At 66.8% G+C, this 21084-nt stretch carries 29 protein-coding genes; 26 read left to right on the top strand and 3 right to left on the bottom strand.

The window, feature by feature from the left end; translation table 11 throughout:
* Positions 1-26 precede the first annotated feature (26 nt).
* The 19 genes from rpsN to QNJ67_14830 all read left to right on the top strand — a co-directional run bounded on the left by rpsN (position 27) and on the right by QNJ67_14830 (position 13962).
* Entirely contained in the window at positions 27-332 is a 306-nt protein-coding gene (gene rpsN, locus QNJ67_14920; protein MDJ0610268.1) for a 30S ribosomal protein S14, read from the top strand.
* A 15-nt stretch (positions 333-347) separates the two neighbouring features.
* The gene (gene rpsH / locus QNJ67_14915; protein ID MDJ0610267.1) at positions 348-746 is read left to right on the top strand and encodes a 30S ribosomal protein S8; all 399 of its coding nucleotides are present in this window, start codon (positions 348-350) and stop codon (positions 744-746) included.
* Positions 747-756: 10 nt separating this feature from the next.
* Complete coding sequence (gene rplF / locus QNJ67_14910; protein ID MDJ0610266.1) at positions 757-1290, top strand: 50S ribosomal protein L6; 534 nt, start codon at positions 757-759, stop codon at positions 1288-1290.
* A gap of 4 nt (positions 1291-1294) precedes the next feature.
* A complete protein-coding gene (gene rplR, locus QNJ67_14905; GenBank protein ID MDJ0610265.1) occupies positions 1295-1657 on the top strand; it encodes a 50S ribosomal protein L18 in 363 nt (120 codons plus the stop codon).
* 10 nt (positions 1658-1667) lie between these two features.
* Positions 1668-2258, top strand: coding sequence for a 30S ribosomal protein S5 (gene rpsE, locus QNJ67_14900; GenBank protein ID MDJ0610264.1), 591 nt, complete (start codon positions 1668-1670; stop codon positions 2256-2258).
* Between the two features lie 5 nt (positions 2259-2263).
* Positions 2264-2455, top strand: coding sequence for a 50S ribosomal protein L30 (rpmD, locus tag QNJ67_14895; protein MDJ0610263.1), 192 nt, complete (start codon positions 2264-2266; stop codon positions 2453-2455).
* A 46-nt stretch (positions 2456-2501) separates the two neighbouring features.
* Positions 2502-3002 carry a 50S ribosomal protein L15 gene (gene rplO / locus QNJ67_14890; protein MDJ0610262.1) on the top strand — a complete coding sequence of 167 codons (501 nt, stop codon included), beginning with the start codon at positions 2502-2504 and terminating at the stop codon, positions 3000-3002.
* Between the two features lie 31 nt (positions 3003-3033).
* A complete protein-coding gene (gene secY / locus QNJ67_14885; protein ID MDJ0610261.1) occupies positions 3034-4371 on the top strand; it encodes a preprotein translocase subunit SecY in 1338 nt (445 codons plus the stop codon).
* Positions 4368-5015, top strand: coding sequence for an adenylate kinase (locus QNJ67_14880; protein ID MDJ0610260.1), 648 nt, complete (start codon positions 4368-4370; stop codon positions 5013-5015). The genes secY and QNJ67_14880 overlap by 4 nt, the downstream gene beginning before the upstream one ends.
* 126 nt (positions 5016-5141) lie before the next feature.
* A complete protein-coding gene (gene rpsM / locus QNJ67_14875) occupies positions 5142-5510 on the top strand; it encodes a 30S ribosomal protein S13 (GenBank protein ID MDJ0610259.1) in 369 nt (122 codons plus the stop codon).
* A gap of 13 nt (positions 5511-5523) precedes the next feature.
* Positions 5524-5913, top strand: coding sequence for a 30S ribosomal protein S11 (gene rpsK / locus QNJ67_14870; protein MDJ0610258.1), 390 nt, complete (start codon positions 5524-5526; stop codon positions 5911-5913).
* Positions 5914-6055: 142 nt separating this feature from the next.
* A complete protein-coding gene (locus QNJ67_14865) occupies positions 6056-7072 on the top strand; it encodes a DNA-directed RNA polymerase subunit alpha (GenBank protein ID MDJ0610257.1) in 1017 nt (338 codons plus the stop codon).
* Positions 7073-7213: 141 nt separating this feature from the next.
* The gene (gene rplQ, locus QNJ67_14860) at positions 7214-7639 is read left to right on the top strand and encodes a 50S ribosomal protein L17 (GenBank protein ID MDJ0610256.1); all 426 of its coding nucleotides are present in this window, start codon (positions 7214-7216) and stop codon (positions 7637-7639) included.
* 178 nt (positions 7640-7817) lie between these two features.
* Positions 7818-9185, top strand: coding sequence for a DegQ family serine endoprotease (locus QNJ67_14855; GenBank protein MDJ0610255.1), 1368 nt, complete (start codon positions 7818-7820; stop codon positions 9183-9185).
* A gap of 30 nt (positions 9186-9215) precedes the next feature.
* Positions 9216-10520 carry a replication-associated recombination protein A gene (locus tag QNJ67_14850; GenBank protein MDJ0610254.1) on the top strand — a complete coding sequence of 435 codons (1305 nt, stop codon included), beginning with the start codon at positions 9216-9218 and terminating at the stop codon, positions 10518-10520.
* A 151-nt stretch (positions 10521-10671) separates the two neighbouring features.
* Positions 10672-11349, top strand: a complete 678-nt coding sequence (locus tag QNJ67_14845; GenBank protein ID MDJ0610253.1) for an isochorismatase family cysteine hydrolase — start codon at positions 10672-10674, stop codon at positions 11347-11349.
* Positions 11350-11520: 171 nt separating this feature from the next.
* Positions 11521-12366: an OmpA family protein gene (locus QNJ67_14840; protein ID MDJ0610252.1), complete on the top strand. Its 846-nt coding sequence runs from the start codon at positions 11521-11523 to the stop codon at positions 12364-12366.
* A gap of 190 nt (positions 12367-12556) precedes the next feature.
* Positions 12557-12937, top strand: coding sequence for a fluoride efflux transporter CrcB (crcB, locus tag QNJ67_14835; GenBank protein MDJ0610251.1), 381 nt, complete (start codon positions 12557-12559; stop codon positions 12935-12937).
* Positions 12934-13962, top strand: coding sequence for an RluA family pseudouridine synthase (locus tag QNJ67_14830; GenBank protein MDJ0610250.1), 1029 nt, complete (start codon positions 12934-12936; stop codon positions 13960-13962). Before crcB ends, QNJ67_14830 begins: the two co-directional genes overlap by 4 nt.
* 21 nt (positions 13963-13983) lie before the next feature.
* Here the strand turns inward: QNJ67_14830 and QNJ67_14825 are convergent, their stop codons facing one another.
* The gene (locus QNJ67_14825) at positions 13984-14724 is read right to left on the bottom strand and encodes a hypothetical protein (protein ID MDJ0610249.1); all 741 of its coding nucleotides are present in this window, start codon (positions 14722-14724) and stop codon (positions 13984-13986) included.
* Between the two features lie 251 nt (positions 14725-14975).
* Here QNJ67_14825 and QNJ67_14820 point away from each other — a divergent pair, with 251 nt between their 5' ends.
* From QNJ67_14820 to QNJ67_14800, 5 genes are all read left to right on the top strand, one after another.
* Positions 14976-15170: a hypothetical protein gene (locus tag QNJ67_14820; GenBank protein MDJ0610248.1), complete on the top strand. Its 195-nt coding sequence runs from the start codon at positions 14976-14978 to the stop codon at positions 15168-15170.
* 197 nt (positions 15171-15367) lie between these two features.
* Positions 15368-16057 carry an HAD-IA family hydrolase gene (locus tag QNJ67_14815; GenBank protein MDJ0610247.1) on the top strand — a complete coding sequence of 230 codons (690 nt, stop codon included), beginning with the start codon at positions 15368-15370 and terminating at the stop codon, positions 16055-16057.
* Between the two features lie 13 nt (positions 16058-16070).
* A complete protein-coding gene (locus QNJ67_14810; GenBank protein ID MDJ0610246.1) occupies positions 16071-16787 on the top strand; it encodes an ATP12 family protein in 717 nt (238 codons plus the stop codon).
* 196 nt (positions 16788-16983) lie between these two features.
* Positions 16984-17835 (top strand): 3-hydroxybutyryl-CoA dehydrogenase, encoded by an 852-nt coding sequence (locus QNJ67_14805; protein ID MDJ0610245.1) that lies wholly within the window; start codon positions 16984-16986, stop codon positions 17833-17835.
* Positions 17836-17862: 27 nt separating this feature from the next.
* Positions 17863-18162 (top strand): hypothetical protein, encoded by a 300-nt coding sequence (locus tag QNJ67_14800; protein ID MDJ0610244.1) that lies wholly within the window; start codon positions 17863-17865, stop codon positions 18160-18162.
* Positions 18163-18218: 56 nt separating this feature from the next.
* Here the strand turns inward: QNJ67_14800 and QNJ67_14795 are convergent, their stop codons facing one another.
* Positions 18219-18416 carry a hypothetical protein gene (locus QNJ67_14795; GenBank protein MDJ0610243.1) on the bottom strand — a complete coding sequence of 66 codons (198 nt, stop codon included), beginning with the start codon at positions 18414-18416 and terminating at the stop codon, positions 18219-18221.
* Positions 18377-18718, bottom strand: coding sequence for a hypothetical protein (locus QNJ67_14790; GenBank protein MDJ0610242.1), 342 nt, complete (start codon positions 18716-18718; stop codon positions 18377-18379). Before QNJ67_14790 ends, QNJ67_14795 begins: the two co-directional genes overlap by 40 nt.
* A gap of 432 nt (positions 18719-19150) precedes the next feature.
* Here QNJ67_14790 and QNJ67_14785 point away from each other — a divergent pair, with 432 nt between their 5' ends.
* Entirely contained in the window at positions 19151-20131 is a 981-nt protein-coding gene (locus tag QNJ67_14785; protein ID MDJ0610241.1) for an FAD:protein FMN transferase, read from the top strand.
* Between the two features lie 105 nt (positions 20132-20236).
* Positions 20237-21084, top strand: an 848-nt coding sequence (locus QNJ67_14780; protein ID MDJ0610240.1) for a hypothetical protein, incomplete at its 3' end; no start/stop codon positions are given.

The following is a 21084-nucleotide window of genomic DNA, read 5'->3' as shown; positions in this document are numbered from 1 at the left end:
GCGGCGAAACGAAAGGACGAGCGACGATGGCAAAAAAGAGCGCTGTCGAGAAGAATCGGAACCGGGGCCGGAAGGTCAAGAAGTTCGCCTCCAAGCGAGCGCGCCTGAAGGAGATGAGCCGGGACCGGACGCTGGCGCCGGAGGAGCGTTTCCAGGCCTCCCTCAAACTGGCCGAGCTGCCGCGCAATTCGGCCTCGAACCGCCTGCGTAACCGCTGCGAATTGAGCGGGCGGCCGCGTGGTTATTATCGCAAGTTCCGGCTGTCGCGCATCGCGCTGCGCGACCTGGCTTCGATCGGGCAGATCCCCGGTATGGTCAAGTCGAGCTGGTAGGAAAGGAGCGGCAAGATGGCGATGAGCGATCCCCTCGGGGATATGCTGACCCGGATCCGGAACGGCCAGCGGGCGCGCTTCTCCAAGGTGCGGGCGCCGGCGTCCAAGCTGCGTGCCAACGTGCTGGAGGTGCTGAAGCGCGAGGGCTACATCCGGGGTTACTACCAGTTCGAGGGCCAGTCCGGCATGTCCGAGCTGGAGATCGAGTTGAAGTACGCCGAGGGCGAGCCGGCGATCCGCGAGATCTCGCGGGTGTCCACGCCGGGCCGGCGGGTCTATTCGAAGATCAAGGAGCTGCCGCGGTTCTACAACGGACTGGGTATTGCGATCCTGTCCACGCCCCGTGGCGTCATGTCGGATCACGAAGCCCGCGCCGCCAACGTCGGTGGCGAAGTCCTGTGCCGCGTGTTCTGAGGGAAGAGCGATGTCACGCGTAGGGAAGAATCCGGTCGAGGTGCCGAACGGCGTCGAGGTGGCGATCAACGGCGCCATCGTGAGCGCCAAGGGCAAGCTCGGCCAACTGGCATACGAGACCACGCCCGAGGTGAGCGTGGCCATGGAGGACGGCAAGATCGTGGTGAAGCCTGTCGACGACTCCAAGGTCGCGCGCGCCATGTGGGGCACGACCCGTTCGCGCATCCAGAATCTGGTGACCGGCGTGTCGGAGGGCTTTACCCGCAACCTGGAGATCAGCGGTGTCGGTTACCGGGCCGCGGTCCAGGGCAAGTCCTTGAACCTGCAGCTGGGCTACAGCCACGACATCAACTTCGAGATCCCGGAAGGCATCTCGATCACCTGCGAGAAGCCCACGAGCATCAGCATCAAGGGCGCCGACAAGCAGCGCGTCGGCCAGGTCGCGGCGGAGATCCGGGCGTTCCGCAAGCCGGAACCCTACAAGGGCAAGGGCATCAAGTACGCCGAGGAGCAGATCCTCCGCAAGGAAGGCAAGAAGAAGTAAGACCATGCGCACGAGCAAGGAGATCCGCGACAGCCGCAAACGCCGCGTGCGGTCGCAAATTCAGCGGAAGAGCCGAGGCCGGATCCGCCTCTCGGTCTTCCGGTCCAGCAAGCACATCTATGCCCAGGTGATCGACGACCGTGAGGGTCGCACCCTGGCGTCCGCCTCGACGGTCGACAAGGAGCTCAAGGGCAAGCTGAAAACCGGGGCGGACCGCGACGCGGCTACCGCCGTCGGCAAGCTGGTGGGCGAGCGCGCGGTCAAGGCGGGGCTCAAGGAGGTCGTGTTCGACCGGGGCAGCTATCTCTATCACGGCAGGGTCAAGGCCCTGGCCGAGGCGGCCCGCGAAGCCGGCCTCTCGTTCTAAGGAAGACGTCATGGCACGAGCGCAAAGAGATTCACGCGGCGGCGGACGCCGGGACCAGCGCGGCGGTCGCGATCAGCGCCCCTCGGACGAGCCCGAGCTGATCGAGAAGCTTGTCGGCATCAACCGCGTCGCCAAGGTGGTCAAGGGCGGTAGGCGCTTCGGCTTCGCCGCCCTGGTGGTGGTCGGCGACGGCCGCGGCCGTGTCGGCCACGGCCACGGCAAGGCGCGGGAGGTGCCAGAGGCGATCCGCAAGGCCACCGAGCAGGCCAAGCGGCACATGGTCCGGGTCCCGCTGCGCGAGGGCCGGACACTGCACCACGACGTCAAGGGCCATTTCGGCGCCGGCCGGGTGGTGATGCGCGCCGCCGACGCCGGCACCGGCATCATCGCCGGCGGTCCGATGCGCGCCATCTTCGAGGCGCTCGGGGTGCACGACGTGGTCGCGAAGTCGGTCGGCACCGCCAACCCCCACAACGTGATCAAGGCGACCTTCGACGGTCTCGGCCGCTGCGCCAGCCCGCGCATGGTCGCCCAGCGCCGCGGCAAGAAGGTCGCCGAAGTGCTCGGCAAGCGCGACGCCGGCGCCGAGGCGCAGGAGTAGGGACCATGGCGGAGAAGAAGACCATCCGGGTGACCCAGATCGGCAGTCCGATCGGCCGTCGCGGCGATCAGCGCGCGACCCTGATCGGCCTGGGTCTGAACAAGATGCACCGCACCCGGGAGCTCGAGGACACGCCGTCGGTGCGCGGCATGATCAACAAGGTGAGCCACCTCTTGAAGGTCGAGGAGAGCGCCTGAGCGTCCGGGTTCGGGCGAGGCTCTCGGCGGCGGGGATCGTGGAACGATGAAACTGAACGAAATCGCGGACAACAAAGGCGCCCACAGGGCGCGCAAGCGCGTCGGCCGGGGCATCGGCTCGGGCATGGGCAAGACATCGACCAAGGGCCACAAGGGCCAGAAGGCGCGTAGCGGCGTGGCCATCAAGGGCTTCGAAGGCGGCCAGATGCCGCTGTTCCGCCGCCTGCCGAAGCGCGGCTTCGTCAACATCTTCGCCAAGCGCTATGTTCCGGTCAACGTCGGGCGACTGCAGCAGGCGATCGACGCCGGGCGGCTCGACGCCAAGGGCGAGATCGACGCCGCCGCTCTGAAGGGCGCGGGCATCGTCAAGAATGCGAGAGACGGTATCCGCTTGCTTGCAAAGGGTGAGCTCAAGGCCAAAGTGAAGGTAACCGTGGCCGGTGCGTCCAAGGCGGCGGTCGAGGCCGTCGAGAAGGCCGGCGGCAGCGTGACGATCCTGGACGCGAAGCGCGGCCAGGAGACCGGCGAGGCAGCGGCGTCGACCTGATGCCGAACGCTGACGTCGAAGGATAGGCCCCATGGCATCTGCCGCAGAACAACTAGCCTCCAACTTCAATTTCGGCGCCCTGTCCAAGGCGACCGAGCTCAAGAAGCGGATCTGGTTCACGCTGGGTGCGCTGATCGTCTACCGGCTGGGCTCCTACATTCCCATCCCCGGCGTCGATCCGCAGATTCTGGCCCAGCTCTTCTCGCAGCACCAGGGCGGCATCCTGGGCATGTTCGACCTCTTCGCCGGCGGCGCGCTGGGGCGGATGGCGATCTTCGCCCTCAACATCATGCCCTACATCTCGGCCGCCATCATCATGCAGCTCCTCACCGCGGTCTCGCCGCAGCTCGAGGCGCTGAAGAAGGAAGGCGAGGCGGGGCGCAAGAAGATCAACCAGTACACTCGCTACGGCACGGTGGTGCTCTGTATCTTCCAGTCCTACGGCATCGCTGTCGGGCTCGAGAGCAGCGGCGGCGGCGCGGTGATCGACCCGGGCCTGTTCTTCCGCTTCACCACGGTGGTGACCCTGACCGGCGGCACCATCTTCCTGATGTGGCTGGGCGAGCAGGTCACCCAGCGGGGCGTCGGCAACGGCATCTCGCTGATCATCTTCGCCGGCATCGTGGCCAACCTGCCCGCGGCAATGGCCCAGACCTTCGAGCTGGGCCGAACCGGCAACCTGGCGACCGAGTTCATCATCTTCCTGTTGTTCATGTCGGTCGCGGTCATCACCTTTATCGTCTTCGTCGAGCGGGCGCAGCGGCGCATCGTGGTGCAGTATCCGAAGCGCCAGGTCGGCAACAAGATGTTCGGCGGCGACTCGACCCACCTGCCGCTGAAGCTCAACACCGCGGGCGTGATCCCGCCGATCTTCGCCTCCTCGCTGCTGCTCATGCCGCTGACCGTGGCCGGCTTCTCCGGCGGCGAGGGCAGCCCCGAGTGGCTGACCTGGGTCACCGCGATGCTCGGGCGGGGCCAGCCGCTCTACCTCGCGATCTACATCTCGCTGATCGTGTTCTTCGCCTTTTTCTATACCTCGATCGTCTCCAACCCCATGGACACGGCCGACAACCTCAAGAAGCACGGCGGCTTCATCCCGGGCATCCGGCCGGGCAAGAACACCGGCGAGTACCTGAACTACGTCATGACCCGCCTGACCACGGTGGGCGCCGCCTACCTGGCGCTGGTCTGCCTGCTCCCGGAGATTCTGATCTCGGAGTACGCCGTGCCGTTCTACTTCGGCGGGACCAGCCTGCTCATCGTGGTCTCGGTCACCATGGACACCGTCGGGCAGATCCACTCCCACCTTCTGGCCCATCAGTACGAGGGCCTGATCAAGAAGGCCAAGCTGAAGGGGCGGCGCGGATGAATATCGTTCTCTTTGGCCCGCCGGGCGCCGGCAAAGGCACCCAGGCGAAGCGTATCGAGACCCGCTACAGCCTGATCCAGCTCTCGACCGGCGATATGCTGCGGGCGGCCGTTGCCGCCGACAGCGCCCTCGGGCGCGAGGCCAAGGCGATCATGGAGGCCGGCCAGCTGGTGCCGGACGAGCTCATGATCAAGATGATCGGCGAGCGGATCGACCAGCCGGACTGCGCCAAGGGGTTTATTCTGGACGGCTTTCCCCGGACGCTCGAGCAGGCCAGGGCGCTCGACCGCCTGCTCGAGGAGAAGGGCCTCAAGCTCGACCGGGTGGTCGAGATGAAGGCCGACGAGGACGAGCTGGTCCACCGCATTGCGGGACGCTTCACCTGCGCCAGCTGTGGCGCCGGCTACCACGACAGCTTTCAGAAGCCGGCCAAGGAGGGTGTCTGCGACGCCTGCGGTGGAACCAAGTTCACGCGCCGGGCCGACGACAACGAAGAGACGGTACGCAAGCGTCTGGTCGCCTACCGGGCCCAGACCGAACCCATCCTGCCTTATTACGCCGATCAGGGGATCCTGGCCCAGATCGATGGCATGGCGGAAATCGACGAGGTAACGAGGCAGATCGAGGCTATTCTGGACCGGTGAGAAACCTTGACTCGGGTTAGGCCAAGCCTATAATCCCGCGTCCCCGGCGCGAGAGCGTGCGGGCATTTTTACTTGGGCTGCCAGAACAGCGCGCTCACATACGGCAAATTCTGAGGAGACGGCGACGTGGCACGTATCGCTGGCGTCAATATACCAACGCAGAAGCGGGTCGAGATAGCCCTGACCTATATCCACGGCATCGGACGGACCAAGTCCAAGGCGATCTGTGCGGCCGTCGGTATCCCGGCCGAACGGCGGGTCAACGAGCTGACCGACGACGAAGTCGTGCGGATCCGCGAGTCGATCGACCGCGACTACGTGGTCGAAGGCGACCTGCGCCGCGACGTCGCGATGAACATTAAGCGGCTCATGGACCTCGGCTGCTATCGCGGCCTGAGGCACCGCAAGGGCCTGCCGGTCCGCGGCCAGCGGACCCACACCAACGCCAGGACCCGCAAGGGCCCGGCGCGCCCGATCGCCGGCAAGAAGAAGTAACGAGGAGTCAGCCATGGCCAAGCCACAGACCCGCTTGCGGCGCCGGGAACGCAAGAACATCACCTCGGGGATCGCGCACGTCAGCGCGACCTTCAACAACACCAAGATCACCATCACCGACGTCCAGGGCAACGCGATCTCCTGGTCGACCTCCGGCAGCCAGGGCTTCAAGGGCTCGCGCAAGTCGACCCCCTACGCTGCCCAGATCGCGGCCGAGGACGCGGGCCGCAAGGCCATGGAGCACGGCGTCAAGACCCTCGAGGTCAACGTCAAGGGCCCGGGGTCGGGCCGCGAATCAGCGCTCCGGGCGTTGCAGGCCGTGGGTTTCACGATCACGGCGATCCGGGACGTGACGCCGATCCCGCACAACGGATGCCGGCCGCCGAAGCGGCGGCGGGTCTAGCTTCTGCCGCAACCGCGTCGCGGGACGCGGGCGAGACGGCAGGCCGGCGGCCGCGGGAATGAGTTCCGCCGGTCGCCCCAAGGCCCTAGGGCCAGAACCGAAGGAAGAGACAGACGTGCAGAGCAGTCGCGAGGGCACAGCCGTGCTGCAGAAGAATTGGACCGAATTGATCAAGCCCAACAAGCTGGACATCCAGCCGGGCGCCGACGCCGACCGCGTCGCCAAGGTGGTCGCCGAGCCGCTGGAGCGCGGCTTCGGCCTCACCCTCGGCAACGCCCTGCGCCGCGTCCTGCTGTCCTCGCTCCAGGGGGCTGCGGTGACCAGCATCCAGATCGACGGCGTCCTGCACGAGTTCTCGTCGATCGCCGGCGTGCGCGAGGACGTCACCGACGTGGTGCTGAACGTCAAGGCCCTGGCGCTGCGCATGCACGGCGAGGGCCCGAAGCGGATGCGTCTGCGCGCCGACGGCCCGGGCGAGGTCATGGCCAGCCAGATCGAGACCGGCCACGACATCGAGGTCATGAACCCGAACCTGATGATCTGCACGCTGGACGACGGCGCGCGCATCGACATGGAACTGACCGTCGATACGGGCAAGGGCTACGTGCCCGGCAACCAGAACCGGCCCGACGACGCGCCGATCGGGCTGATCCCGGTGGACGCGGTCTTCTCGCCGGTGCGCAAGGTGTCCTACAAGGTCGACAACACTCGCGTCGGCCAGGTCACCGACTACGACAAGCTGACCATGGAGATCGAGACCAACGGCGCTGTCACCCCCGAGGATGCCGTCGCCTTGGCCGCGCGGATCCTCCAGGACCAGCTGCAGCTCTTCATCAACTTCGAGGAGCCGCAGATCCGCGCCCCCGAGGAGCAGGCGGCGGAATCGCCTTTCAACAAGAACCTCTTGCGGAAGGTCGACGAGCTGGAACTCTCGGTCCGCTCGGCGAACTGCCTGAAGAACGACAACATCGTCTACATCGGCGATCTGGTGCAGAAGTCCGAGGCCGAGATGCTGCGGACGCCGAACTTCGGCCGGAAATCCCTGAACGAGATCAAGGAAGTCCTGGCGCAGATGGGGCTCCACCTCGGGATGGAGATTCCGCACTGGCCGCCCGAGAACATCGAGGAACTGGCCAAGAAGCTGGACGAGCCTTTCTAGGCCGCGCCCGGCGGTTCCAAGACGAGGGGCCGCGGTGGCCCCGACCCCGCGTTTCCCGGCCGCCTCGCAGGCGGCCGCGGCGTAGGGGCCCTGACCATCGGTCTCGCGCGCGAGGCCCCAGGCATAGAGGAGGCATCGGCTATGCGTCACGGATTGAGCGGCCGGAAGCTGAACCGGACCAGCACACATCGCAAGGCCATGTTCGCCAACATGGCCGCGTCCCTGATCAAGCACGAGCAGATCAAGACCACGCTGCCCAAGGCCAAGGATCTGCGGCCCTATGTCGAGCGCCTCATCACGCTCGGCAAGCGCGGCGACCTCCATGCCCGGCGCCAGGCGCTCTCGGTGCTCCGGGACACCAAGATTACCGCCAAGCTGTTCGACGAGCTGGCCGAGCGCTACAAGGACCGCAGGGGCGGCTACACCCGGGTGCTCAAGGCGGGCTTCCGTTACGGCGACATGGCGCCCATGGGCGTGATCGAACTGGTCGATCGCGACCCCGACGCCAAGGGCCAGGATTCCGGCCCGACCATGGACGAGGCCGAGGGCGAGGACGAGGAGTCCTGAGGCCCCTTAGGGACCTGCCCCTGGCCTGCCGTGCCCAGCCCCGGCTACACACCTTTGTGTGAAGATCTGGCAAGCATCGGCCGCGGACCCTAGGTTCTGGGGATTGCGCTTTCCGAGGTGTTCTGCCGTGGCCCCTGCTGCTCGCCCTTTAACCCTAGTTGCCCTCGCTCTTCTGCTGATGGCCGGCGGAGCCCTGGCCCAGACCAAGGCGGTGCCCGGCTCGCGGGCCGAGGTCATGCTCTCCTTTGCGCCCGTGGTCCGGCAGGTCGCCCCCGCCGTGGTGAACATCTACGCCGAACGGGTGGTGACCCAGCGGGGCATCTCGCCGCTGTTCGACGACCCCTTCTTCAAGCGCTTCTTCGGTGACGATTTCGGGCTGTTCGGCGCGCCGCGGCAGCGGACCCAGAACTCTCTCGGCTCGGGAGTGATCGTCGACGGCAGCGGCGTGGTGGTCACCAACCATCACGTGATCGCCGGCGCCACGGAGATCACCGTGGTCCTCTCCGACCGGCGGGAGTTCGAGGCCACCCTGGTACTGGACGACGAGGATACCGATCTCGCCGTCCTCAAGGTCGATGCCAAGGGCGAGGTCCTGCCGGCCGTCGAGCTCCGGGATTCCAATACGGCCGAGGTCGGCGACCTCGTGCTGGCCATCGGCAACCCCTTCGGGGTCGGCCAGACCGTGACCAGCGGCATCGTATCGGCCCTGGCGCGCACCCAGGTCGGCATCAACGACTTCAGCTTCTTCATCCAGACCGACGCGGCGATCAACCCCGGCAACTCCGGTGGCGCCCTGGTGACCATGGACGGCAAGCTGCTGGGCATCAACACGGCGATCTATTCGCGCAGCGGCGGCTCGGTCGGCATCGGCTTCGCCGTGCCCTCGAACATGGTGCGCACGGTGATCGAGAGCGCGAAGACCGGTGACCGCGTGGTCCGGCCCTGGATCGGCCTGGTCGGCCAGGACGTCGACAACGACCTCTCCCAGGGCCTCGGGCTCGCCCGTCCGGGCGGTGTCGTGGTCACGCGGGTCTACGGCGGCGGACCGGCCGATCAGGCGGGGATCAGGAAGGGCGACGTCATCCTGGCGGTGAACGACCGCGCGGTGGACGATCTCCAGTCGCTGCGCTTCCGGGTCGCGACCGGCGCGCTCGGCGGCCGGTCCAAGGTGAAGCTGTGGCGCAACGAGGCGCCGGCCGTGGTCTCCCTGCCGCTCGAGCCGGCCCCGGAGACGCCGCCCCGGAACCAGACGGAGCTGAGCGACCGGCACCCCCTGGCCGGTGCCACGGTCGCCAATCTCTCGCCGGCCCTGGCCGAGGAGCTGGATCTGCTGGGCGCCTGGGAGGGCGTGATCGTCACCGGCATCAGGCGGGGATCGCCGGCCCGGCGCTTCCGTTTCCGGCCCGGTGACGTCATTCTGGCGGTCAACGGCGACGCCGTCGAGAGCGTCGCGGACCTGCGCGCCGCGCTGACCCGCCAGGACGAGAGCTGGACGATCAGCTTCAACCGCAAAGGCCGCCGGCGCACCATCGAGATCACCGGATAGGGGAGAGCCTGGGGTGACGGAGCAAGGCGGGTGACCGAGCCGCCCCAGGCAGGCCTCTTCGAATCCCAGGCGCCGCGTCCCCTGGCCGATCGCTTGCGGCCCCGAAGCCTGGATCAGGTGGTCGGCCAGGACCACCTGCTGGCGGCCGACGCGCCGATCGGGCGCATGGTGGCCGCAGGCCGACTCGCCTCCATGGTGCTCTGGGGGCCGCCGGGCTGCGGCAAGACCACCATCGCCTTCCTGCTGTCGGAGGTCGCCGACCTCGCCTTTGAGCCGCTCTCGGCGGTCTTCTCCGGCGTCGCCGACTTGCGAAAGGTCTTCGAGCGGGCCAAGGAGCGGCGCCGGGCGGGGCAGGGGACCCTGCTCTTCATCGACGAGGTCCACCGCTTCAATCGGGCCCAGCAGGACGGCTTCCTGCCCTACGTCGAGGACGGCACGGTCATCCTGGTGGGCGCGACCACGGAGAACCCCTCCTTCGAGCTCAACGCCGCGCTGCTTTCGCGCTGCCAGGTCTTCGTGCTGCGGCGCCTCGACGAGGCGGCCCTGGAGGCGCTCCTGAAGCGGGCCGAGAGCGAGGCCGGGAGCGGCCTGCCTCTGGACGGCGAGGCCCGTAGCGCGTTGATCGCCATGGCCGACGGCGACGGCCGCTACCTGCTCAACCTGGCCGAGGAGCTCTTCGCGCTGCCCGAGGGGCCGGCCCTGGATACGGCGGCCCTGACGGCCATCGTGCAGAAGCGCGCCCCGCTCTACGACAAGAGCCAGGAGGGCCACTTCAACCTGATCTCGGCGCTCCACAAGTCCCTGCGCGGCTCCGACACCGACGCGGCGCTCTACTGGCTGGCGCGCATGCTGACGGCGGGCGAGGACCCCAACTACCTGGCCCGCCGCTTGACCCGCTTCGCGGTCGAGGACGTCGGGCTGGCCGATCCCCAGGCGCTGGTTCAGGCCCTGGCCGGCTGGCAGGCCTTCGAGCGGCTCGGCTCGCCGGAAGGCGAGCTCGCGCTCGCCCAGGCGGTGATCTATCTGGCCAGCGCGCCCAAGTCCAACGCGGCCTACAAGGCGCTGGGCCAAGCCAGCCGGGCGGCCAGGGAGACCGGCTCGCTGATGCCGCCGAAGCACATCCTCAATGCGCCGACCCGCCTTATGAAGGAGATCGGCTACGGCGCCGGCTATGCCTACGACCACGATGCGCCCGAGGCGTTCTCGGGCCAGAACTATTTTCCCGAAGACATGGAACGCCAGGCCTTCTACCGGCCGGTCGAGCGCGGCTTCGAGCGCGAGCTCAAGAAGCGGCTCGATTACTGGGCGAAACTGCGCGACCAGAGGCAAGATTAGATCGCGGCGCGATCAGCGATTGCCGTCCGTGAGCCCTGCGGGCGCCGGGGGGCAGTCATGCTGGATTGGCCATTGCCTCGCTCGGCGCCTTACCGCACATTGCGGCCCAAGAACGGCGCCGGACACAGCGGCCCCTTGCAGGAGTAGAGGCTTGATAGCGGAGTACACGGCGCCGGAGCGCGATCGCGTGGCGCTGCTCACGATCAATGGTCAGAGCGATTTTGCCAGGGACGGCTCGGTCCTGCGGGCACCCGGTGCGAACCGGGCGCGCGGCGCGCTGTTGCCCCTGGTTGAGACCTTCCGGCGCGCCGGTGCGCCGGTTTTCCACGCGGTGCGGCTGTACCGTCCCGACGGCTCGAACGTGGACGTGTTTCGTCGCAGGGCGGTGGAGGAGGGGCTGCGGGTCCTGATGCCGGGTTCCTTCGGCGCCGAACTGGTCGAGGAGCTGCGCTCCGACGGCGCGCGTCTGGATCCCGAATCCCTGCTGGCCGGCGGGTTCCAGGAGATAGGGGTCCGGGAATGGGCCTTCTACAAACCGCGCTGGGGCGCCTTCCACCAGACGGCGCTGGCGGACCGGCTCGAAGCGCTCGGGGTTACCACCCTGGTGATCTGCGGCTTCAATTTCTCCACCAGCGGTCTGGCGACGGTCTACGAGGCGGGGGCGCGCGATTTCCGGATCGTGCTGGTGACCGACGCGCTTTCGGGGGCACGGGACGAGAGCCTGGCCGAGCTGGGGCGGATCGGCGTCTACCTGATGAGCGCCGGAACCTGCAGCGATTGGCTGAGCGAGCCCGCTCTGGAGAAGGTCGGCGCTACGGGTACCTCTTAGACCTCCAGATCACGGCCGGGATTGGGGACCGGCGATGGAACAGCGCTCAAGCGGGGTCGGCGTACGGCTTCGTATCGAGGTTGAATATCGCTCGGACCTGAAAGAAGATGGGCGAAGAGAGGGGTACGGAGTGAATAACCGGGGTTTCCAACGCTAGGGAGAGAGAAAGTCATGCTCACCAGACCGATTCTATGCCTGCTGGCCGGCTTCGCCGTCGCGGCTTGCGAAGGAACCAGGCTCGGCGATGCCGAGAAGATGGAGCCTACGGCCGGCGAACACGGCATGGCGCTCTACGAGGGCTACCTCGGCCTGTCCAAGGCCGAGTACGCCGAGGGGGACTATCGGGACTCCGACTTTTTCGCCAGGCGGGCCATGCGCGCCGGCGCCGACCAGAAGGTCGAGCCTCAGCAGATTAGCGCGCGCGACCTGCCGGTCGAGCGGTTGAACGAGATGGCGATCGCCCGGCGCCAGGTCATCACGGTGCTCTATCGCGGCGCGGCCCAGAAGATGCCCCAGGAGGCCGCCGTCGCCCAGACCAGCTTCGACTGCTGGATGCAGGAGCAGGAGGAGGACTTCCAGGAAGAAGACATCGCGGCCTGTCGCGAGAGATTGAAGATCTCGATCGCGCGCCTCAACGCCGGCCTGGCGCCTGCAGCGGCCCGGAACATCTCGGACGATCGCTTGGTCTACGAGGTCTTCTTCGACTTCGACAGCGACACCCTGAGTCCTGTGGCCAAGGAGCACCTCAAGGCGATCGCGAAGATTACCGCGACCTATGAGCAGCCGGTCGTGGCGGTGATCGGCAACGCGGATCAGGTCGGTGCGACGGAGTACAATCTCGAGCTCTCGCAGCGCCGGGCCGACGTCGTCGCCAAGGAGTTGGAAGCGGCGGGAGTCAAGCTCATGGGCGTCTTCGCCAGCGGCGACCAGGCGCCGGCGGTGGCCAATCCCGATCGCAGGCCGGAGCAGAGGAACCGCCGGGCCCTGATCGTGGTGCGGGAAGCCCAGAAGAATTAGAGCGGTTCGTGCCTGGCCGGCGATACGCTTCGGGGCCGGCCGGACAATCCTAGGTGTTGCGGTATTCTAGAGGTCGGTAACTGACCGGGTCCTTGGGGCGCTGATGTTGGCCCCAAGCCGCCCGGCATCTGCCCTTGAGTACCGCAGATCGCATGGGACTCGGCAGGTCAAGGCGTAGAGGACGGCGGTCATGGAGACCCTCGTAGCGGTGGCCGCCGGCGGCGCCCTGGGCGCGATCGGACGCTACCTTGTGATGGCGCGGGTCGCCGCCTGGCTCGGCGACGGCTTTCCCTACGCGACCCTGACGGTCAATGTTCTGGGGTCTTATGCACTGGGCATCGTCGCGGGCCTGGCCGCCACCGCCTGGGCGCTCGAGCCGTTCTGGCAGACCCTCGTCGCCATCGGCTTCCTCGGCACCTTCACCACCTTTTCCACCTTTTCGCTCGATGTCTCGCTGCACCTCGGCCGCAAGGAGCGGCTCGTGCCTCTGGTTTACGTCCTGGCCTCGGTCGCCCTTTCAGTGGGCGGATTTCTCCTCGGCGTGGTGACGGTCGGGAGCCTTCCCCGATGAGCGCCGTCGAGAACCTCGAGGTCAGCGACGCAGAGGCGGGCCTCCGCCTGGACCGTTGGTTCAAGGGCCGTTTTCCCGGCCTGAGCCACGGCCATCTGGCCAAGCTCCTGCGCACCGGGCAGGTGCGGGTCGACGGCCGCCGCGCCAAGGCCAACCTGCGGGTCGCCAGCGGCCAGGTGATCCGGGTGCCGCCGCTCCAACCGGCGGCCCGCCCGTCCACGCCGCCGCCGGTGCGGATCCGCGATGCCGACAGGGAGGATCTCGAGCGGGCCGTGCTGTTCCGCGACCCCTGGGTCCTGGCGATCGACAAGCCGGCCGGTCTGGCGGTCCAGGGCGGGACCGGGCAGCGTCGCCATCTCGACGCCATGCTCGAGGCCCTCAGCGACGGCCGCGGCGAGCGGCCCCGCCTCGTGCACCGGCTCGACAAGGACACCAGCGGCGTCCTCCTTTTGGCGCGCAACGCCGATGCGGCCCGCTTCCTGGCCGCCGCGTTTCGCGGCAAGGAGGTGCACAAGATCTACTGGGCGGCTGTCGCCGGCGTCCCGCCGCGCAAGCAGGGAACCATCACCCTCGCGCTCGGAAAGGAGCGCGGGTCCGGGATCGAGAAGGTCGAAACCGAGGTCGTAGGGGCCAAGCCGGCGGCGACCGCCTATCAGCTGGCCGAGCGCCGCGGCCAGAAGGCGTCGTGGCTGGTGCTCTGCCCACTGACCGGGCGGACCCACCAGCTGCGCGCTCACTGCGCCGCCCTTGGCACGCCAATTCTGGGCGACGGAAAGTACGGCGGTCGGGCCGCCTTCCTGCGCGACTTCGCGGGCGAGGCCCAGTTTCCCCGACAGCTGCAGCTGCACGCGCGCGAGATCGCCTTTCCCCACCCCTCGGACGGCACGACGGTGCGCGTAACGGCGCCGCTGCCGCCACACATGAGGCGCTGCTGGGCGACGCTCGGGTTCAAGGAGGAGCCGGGGGAGAAGGCGGCTCTACAGCTGGAGGAATGGCTGCCCTCGGCCCGGGGCATGCTGTCCTGATCGAGAACTGGCGGCGAGGGGTCAGCCGGCGGTCCCGGCGCCTCCCGGTCGCTTCTCCCTACGGGTCTCAAAGCTGTCGTTCTTTTTCATCAGGTGCTCGATGAAGTTCCGCTGCTCCCGGGCGAGCGTGTCGATGGTCGCGCCGCCGTCATAGGGCCGGTAGAGATTGACGCTGATCGGCACATCCTTCACCAGAGTCATGGCGAAGACGCCGGCCATGACGATCTCGGTCTGGCCCAGGCCCATCTTCTGCGCGATCGCCGCGTAGAGCGCCAGATCGTCCACCTCAAGCACACCCAGGCTCTCGGTCTGGCCTGCCTCCAGCTCGGGAAGGACGGTCTCCATGCGCGCCCGGCCGGCCTCCACGCCGACAGGAATGGCCCGGTCCATGGCCATTTGCAGTTGTTCCAGGAAGACCGTGCGCGGCATACCCCGGTAGGCCACTTCCTCGATCGGCGTGAGTACCTGTCCGTAGCGCTGCAGCAGGGTGACCTGGCCGCTGCGCCAGAGTCCGAGTTCGTCGCAGTCTACGAAGACCAGCAAGACCCGATTAAGACCGGCATTGATCTGCTCGATGAACTCGACCAGGTCGTTCTCCTCGGCGATGCCGCGGTCGACCGCGCAGTAGGAGGGCGGCGGCTCGATTGCCAGAAAGCGGTCCGCGATCCGGAAGTCGGCTGCCTCGGCCGGGCCGGCGAGAAAACAGAAGGCGGCTGCCGCCAGGGCGGAGGCCTTCATCGCGTGGCGCGCTCGTTGGATCATCGCGGCGTCCTGGAAGTGTCCCGGTGGTGAAGAGCTTGTTGCATCTTTCGATTAAGAAAGACTTCACGCCCTCCATCCGCGCGATTTCGAGGATCAAAAAATATCAAATAAATACAATATTTTAAATAATTTTTGCAATAACTGACATTAGCTCGAAACGGGCGATCTCGTACACATTTTTAACAAATCTTAAAGGGCCCGGGACTACGCTCTTCAGAACCTTTGACGGGTTGAGCGGAGGCATACGGGACATGAAGTCTGGAGAAATCTGGTATCTCTGCGCTTCCGATTACGACGGGCCGGTCGAGATCATCGATGCCGAGCCGGTCAGCTGCGGAGACCTGGAACTGATCGTGGCGCAGCTGGAAAACGGGGTCGTGGCCGCCGTCCGGCTCGACCGCCTGGTCGAGACGCGGTACTGCCAGGCCGGCTGGGGTCACGCCTGAAGGCCGGCACGGCCTCCAAACATTCCTTTCTCCTTGTCATGCCCGGACTTGATCCGGGCATCCAGAAATGTGGCTTCGTCCGACCTGCGGCTGCCATGCCGATGGTCCTTCGAGCCGTCATTGCCCCTTGAAGCTTTACTTTGACAGCCCGGTCACGGACAAAGGCGGCGCGTAGCAGGCCCCGAGGTCGCGCCGTCATGGCCTTCAGACTGATCATGTTCGATTTCGACGGAACCCTGGTCGACAGCCAGAGGGTGATCGTCTCCGCCATGGCCGAGGCCTTCGAGGCTTTCGACCGGCCGGCGCCGCCGCTCGAGGCGGTGCGCCGGGTCGTCGGGCTGCACCTGGAGCAGGCCGTCTCTGGCCTCGCGCCGGACGCCGCCGACGGCGAGGTCGCCGGCCTGGCGGCGCGCTACCGCGAGGCCTTCCACGCTTTGCGCGGGCGTGAGGATTTCGACGAGCCTCTGTTTCCCGGCATGCGCGCGCTGATCGAGGCCCTGGAGCACCCCGAGGTCCTGCTCGGCATCGCCACCGGCAAGAACCGCCGGGGCCTTCTGCACAGCCTGGAACGTCACGGCCTGCGCGGCCACTTCGCAACGCTCAAGACGGCCGACGACGGTCCGGGCAAGCCGCACCCCGAAATCCTCGACCGGGCCATGGCGGAAATGGGGGTCGCCCCGGAGGAGACCGTGATGGTCGGCGATACCGTGTTCGACATGCAGCTCGCCGTGAACGCCGGCGTCCACCCGATCGGCGTGTCCTGGGGCTATCACGGCCCGGAGGAGCTCTGGGACGCGGGGGCGGGCGACGTCGTGGACGATCCGGCCGGGCTCCGCGCGGCTCTCGAGCGCGAGGGCCCCGGCGCAGCCGTGCCGTCCGGCCGCTGACAGGGCCCGCGCCATGTACACGCCCCCGCTCACCAAGAGGGTCTACGAGGCGGTCACGGTCACCGCCGCAGACACGGGCCACGGGGTCGCGCTGGACGGCCGCGTCCTGCGGACGCCCGCACGCAGCGAGTTCCGCGTCCCCACCGAGGCTCTGGCCTCGGCGGTGGCGGCCGAGTGGTCGGCCCAGCAGGAACGCATCGAGCCCAAGTCCATGCCGATGACGGCCCTGGCCTGCACGGCCCTGGACCTGATCGTGCCGAGGCGGAGCGAGGTGGTGGCGGAGCTGGCCGGCTACGGCGGGTCCGACGCGCTCTGCTACCAGGTCGAACGGCCCGATGCCCTGGTCGAACGGCAGGAAGCCGTTTGGCGACCGCTGCTCGACTGGGCCGCGGCCGAGCTCGGCGCGCCTTTGCGGATCACCACCGGCATGATGGCGGCGGACCAGCCGGACGAGGCGCTGGCGGCGCTGCGCCGCTCGGTCGAGGATCACGACGACTTCGCCCTCTGCGCCCTATCGACGGCGGTCAAGGCCGCGGGCTCCCTGGTGGTCGGCCTGGCGCTGAGCCGCGGCCGGCTCGACGCCGAAGGTGCGTTCGGGGCGGGCGAACTCCACGAGACTTATCAGATCGAGCAGTGGGGCGAAGACCCCGAGGCGACCCGTCGACGCGACTCGGTGCGCGCCGACCTGGCGGCGGCCGAGCGGTTCCTGGCAATTCTGCGGGACGGTTAGACGATTGGTTGTTTTCCCTCGATCGGGTTGCTCGCGGTTCGATACAGGGACACGCCATAACCTATGTCATAGAACTGATATCCAATCTGTGATTGGCTGATGCGTCCTGTCCACGCTGGTCCGTCGGGACGCGCGACGGGGGAGGGCTGGGACAGGTTCTTGCACGAGCGACACATGCTTATGAAAGGCGGAGACCATGAGTGTTGAGCAGATCGGCGTGATTGGCGCCGGCACGATGGGCGGCGGCATCGCGCAGACTTTCGCGATGGCCGGCTATCCCGTGATCCTGCAGGACATCAGCGATCAGTCTCTCGAACATGGTCTCGGCACCATCAAGGGGAGCCTGGACCGGCTGGTCAAGCGGGAGCGCATGACGGCCGAGGCGGCGGCCGCGGCCATCGCGCTCATTTCGACGACCACGACGATGTCGGATCTCGGCGATCGCGACCTGGTCGTCGAAGCGATCGTGGAGAACATCGAGATCAAGTCCAAGGTGCTGGCCCAGCTCGACGAGATCTGTCGCGACGATGCGATCTTCGCTTCGAACACCTCGTCGATCTCGCTGACCAAGCTCGCCGCTGCGTCCAGCAAGCCCGAACGCGTCATCGGCATGCATTTCTTCAATCCCGTGCCGATGATGCAGCTGGTCGAGATCATTCGCGCCCTGCAGACCAACGAAGAGGTCTGCGACGCGATCACCGACGTCACCAAGGCGATCGGCAAGACCCCCCGCGTGTCCAAGGATAGCTACGGCTTCGTGGTCAACCGGGTGCTGGTGCCGATGATCAACGAGGCGATCAACTGCCTGTACGAGGGCCTGGCGTCTCCCGAAGACGTGGATTCCATGCTCAAGCTCGGGGCCAACCATCCGATGGGCCCCTTGGCGCTCGGCGACCTGATCGGCCTCGACATCGTCCTGGACATCATGGAAACGCTCTACGGCGGTTTCGACGACCCGAAGTACCGGCCGAGTCCTCTGCTCAAGCAGATGGTCGATGCCGGCTATCTCGGCCGCAAGACCGGCCGCGGCTTCTTCACCTATGGCTGAGCCGCAACGCGCCGGCGGGAGATGGACATGTTCGTAAGCGTGCGCCGCTACCGGGAAGTGCCGTCGCTGACGGCGCTCTGCAGCGACATCGAGCTCGAGTTCGTTCCGCGGCTCGAGAAATCACCCGGCTTCATTGCCTACTACGCGGTCGACGGGGGAGACGGCTCGCTGACGACGATCAGCGTCTTTTCGACGGCCGCCATGGCCGAGGAGTCCAATAGCGAGGCCGCGGCCTGGATGCGAGAGCGCAATCCGGAAGCGTCGCTGGTCCCGGTCGAGGTGGTCTCCGGCCGGCTCGCCGTTGCCGTCCCGCCGATCCACGGCTGAGCCGCATTCTCCGGCGCCTGACTCGCTCGTGGAGAGATCGGGAGGTTTCGAGAGTCCTACCTTCTTTTGATTCCCAGGGAGTCGTCTTGGCGGGCCGGCTGCTCGTCCTTCACCACGTAAGTGAAGAAGGTCTTGCGGCCGTCGACGATTTCCTGGAAGTCGCCCTGGACCTCGTAGGAGAAGCCTGGAAAGCGGTTGAAGGCTTCCTCGAAGGTTAGGAAGTAGTGATCATGGGCTGTGCCCTGTCGTCCCAACGCTCGCCTGGAACGACCACGCCGATGCCCGGAGGGTAGATCAGCGCGAGCATCACGCCGATCCGGCCCTTGATGTCCCGCAGCTTCACGTACTCGACGTTATTGGCCACCATTTGGTGCACCGCGTCCTGCGGGGACATGGCCTGCTCGGGGAAATGCTCCGCGCGGAAGACCTTGCGTTGCAGCGTCTTGATATCAGCCTCACGGTAGTAGTCGTGCATCTCCTTGCAGACCTGTCGGATCGTGTAGCCCGTGTAGCGTTCAGCATTGGCCGCGGCGATGCTTGGCAACACTTTTTCCATGGGCGCATCACTGTCCCAAAGCTCCTTGAAGCGAACCAGCTTGGCCCGAGGTCCAATGGAAACGCTGTGTCATGGAGAATATGCGTCTGCCTCGGATAGTTTCTCTCTGTCACCCGCTGCCGTAAGGCACCTCCCGAAATCCAGAGCGGACGTCTCGAGCTGGGAAATCCGGAGTTGGGACACTTCCAGGAACTCAGTTACCTCGGTGACGCCGCGCTGTTGCGGTTCAAATTCGAACGTTCATTGATCCAGGTCATAATTCGGACGGACAATTCGTGGTTGGTAGTTGTCGCCTGTCCAACTTAGTATGGTGTTGCACGGCTGGTCCGGGGGGGCTGCAGTCTTTGCCTGAGGGGGAGTGCTGGGCTGATGAACTCCGTGAAGTGCCCGACCGGTCACGGTCGTGTGTCGCGTCGGCGGGCGATCCGGATCATGGCAGCTGCGTCGGGTCTCGGCCTCGCCGGGGCGATCGGCGCGAATTACACCCGCTCTTCCAATTCCGAGGTGCCGCTGCACCGCTGGCGGGGCACGGCGCTCGGTGCCGACGCGAGCGTGTTGATCCATGGTCCCGATGCCGAACGGGCCACGAGACTGATCTCGCTGGCGCTCGCCGAGATCGCCCGTCTGGAGACGATCTTCAGCCTCTATCGCCCGAACTCGGCGCTGGTCCGGCTAAATGCGGAAGGAGAGCTTCGCAACCCGCCCGCGGAGTTGGTGACCCTTCTGGATCGGGGCCGGCAATGGGGGGCGCTCAGCGGCGGCGCTTTCGACGTGACGGTTCAGCCCTTGTGGCGGCTCTACAGCGAACATTTCTCGAAGCCCGGCGCCGACCCCCTGGGTCCGCCAGAGACCGCGGTCATGGCGGCGCGCAAGCTGGTGGATTTCCGGGCTCTCGAGATCTCGGCGAAGCGCATCGCTTTCGGCCGGCCGGGCATGGCGGTGACCCTCAACGGCATCGCCCAGGGCGAAATCACCGACCGGGTGGCGGACCTGCTTCGCGCGGAAGGCCTGCGCCATGCGCTGATCGACCTGGGCGAGTTCCGGGCGCTGTCGTCCCATCCCTCGGGGCGCCCCTGGAAGGTGGGTATCAAGGACCCGCTGCGTTCGCAGTCGCTCTTGACCAAGATGGCGCTGACCGACCGCGCGCTGGCGACTTCCGCGACGACCGGCACGCGCTTCGACCCTGAGGGGCGCCATCATCACCTCTTCGACCCCAACGCGGGCCGCCCCAGCCGCGGCCTGGTTTCCGCCACGGTGATCGCCCGGCGGGCCCGGGACGCGGACGCCTACTCCACGGCGCTCCTGGCGTCGCCAGAGCCCTTGCGGCCGGAGACCGTCGCGCACATGGGTGTCGAGCGCGTCCTAACCGTGGATTCCGAAGGCGTCCTTCGAGAATGGCGGGGTGAGGCATGAACCGGAAGCTTCTCCCGCTGAGCAAAGCGCGAAGTTAGTCAGGGCGCGGCGCGTGGCGTCGTTTGCGCCGCCTTGAGAACTGATGTCTGGAAAGGAGGTCATTTCATGAGCACCGATACCCCGGAAACATCGGATCCGAAAGGTCAGGAGAGCGGCACGTCGACCAAAGCCTCAGCGGCTTTCTCTGACGATCTCTCACGACGCACATTCTTCAGGCGCGCCGCCATCGGCGGCGGCGCGACGCTGCTGGCGGGCGGTGCCACCTACGGGGCGACGCGGGTCGCGCTGGATGGGTCCGTCGACGAGGAGGCGTTCGTCACCGACGAGACCTTCAAGCCGATGGACCAGCGCGATGTCGTTCTCTGCTATGCCAGCAGCGCGGCGCTGAACGAGCAGTACCCCGAGCGCAACGAGCAGTACAGCCGGCTCCACAAGAAGGAGTTCCATTTCCACGAGGCCGCGAAGACCTTCGAGCATCGGTTACCGTGGGACAACAACAAGCCCGGCTACACCCAGAAGGATCGAGCCCTGCACCATGCCGCCTGGTATCCGCTCGACTCCTCCGAATCGCACGGGATGGCTCATACGCTGCCCAACACGCCCATGTTGAGCTGGGATCAGTCCGACGTCGAGAAGGAGAAGTATCAGTTCAAGTCAAAGCAGGAGGCGGCGACATCGATCAAGAGCGCCGCGCGTGTCTTCGGCGCGGTTCGCTGCGGCATCACCAAGCGCGACAAGCGCTGGGATTACGACCCGCTCTACGACTACGAGAACGAACGCACCTTGAGTTGGGAGGAGGACTTTCCCTTCGAGCCCAAGACGGTGATCGTCATCCTGGCCCCCATGGACTACGACAACATCGCCACCGCCCCGGCCTGGACCGCGGAGGGCTCGATCGGCAACGGCTACGTCGTCATGACCCAGATGGCCAACCAGATCGCAAAGTTCATGCG

Source organism: Kiloniellales bacterium, from assembly GCA_030064845.1.
Classification (GTDB): Bacteria; Pseudomonadota; Alphaproteobacteria; order Kiloniellales; family JAKSDN01; genus JASJEC01.
The sequence above is the reverse complement of the archived record's forward strand: the minus strand, read 5'-3'. Positions and strand labels throughout refer to the sequence as shown.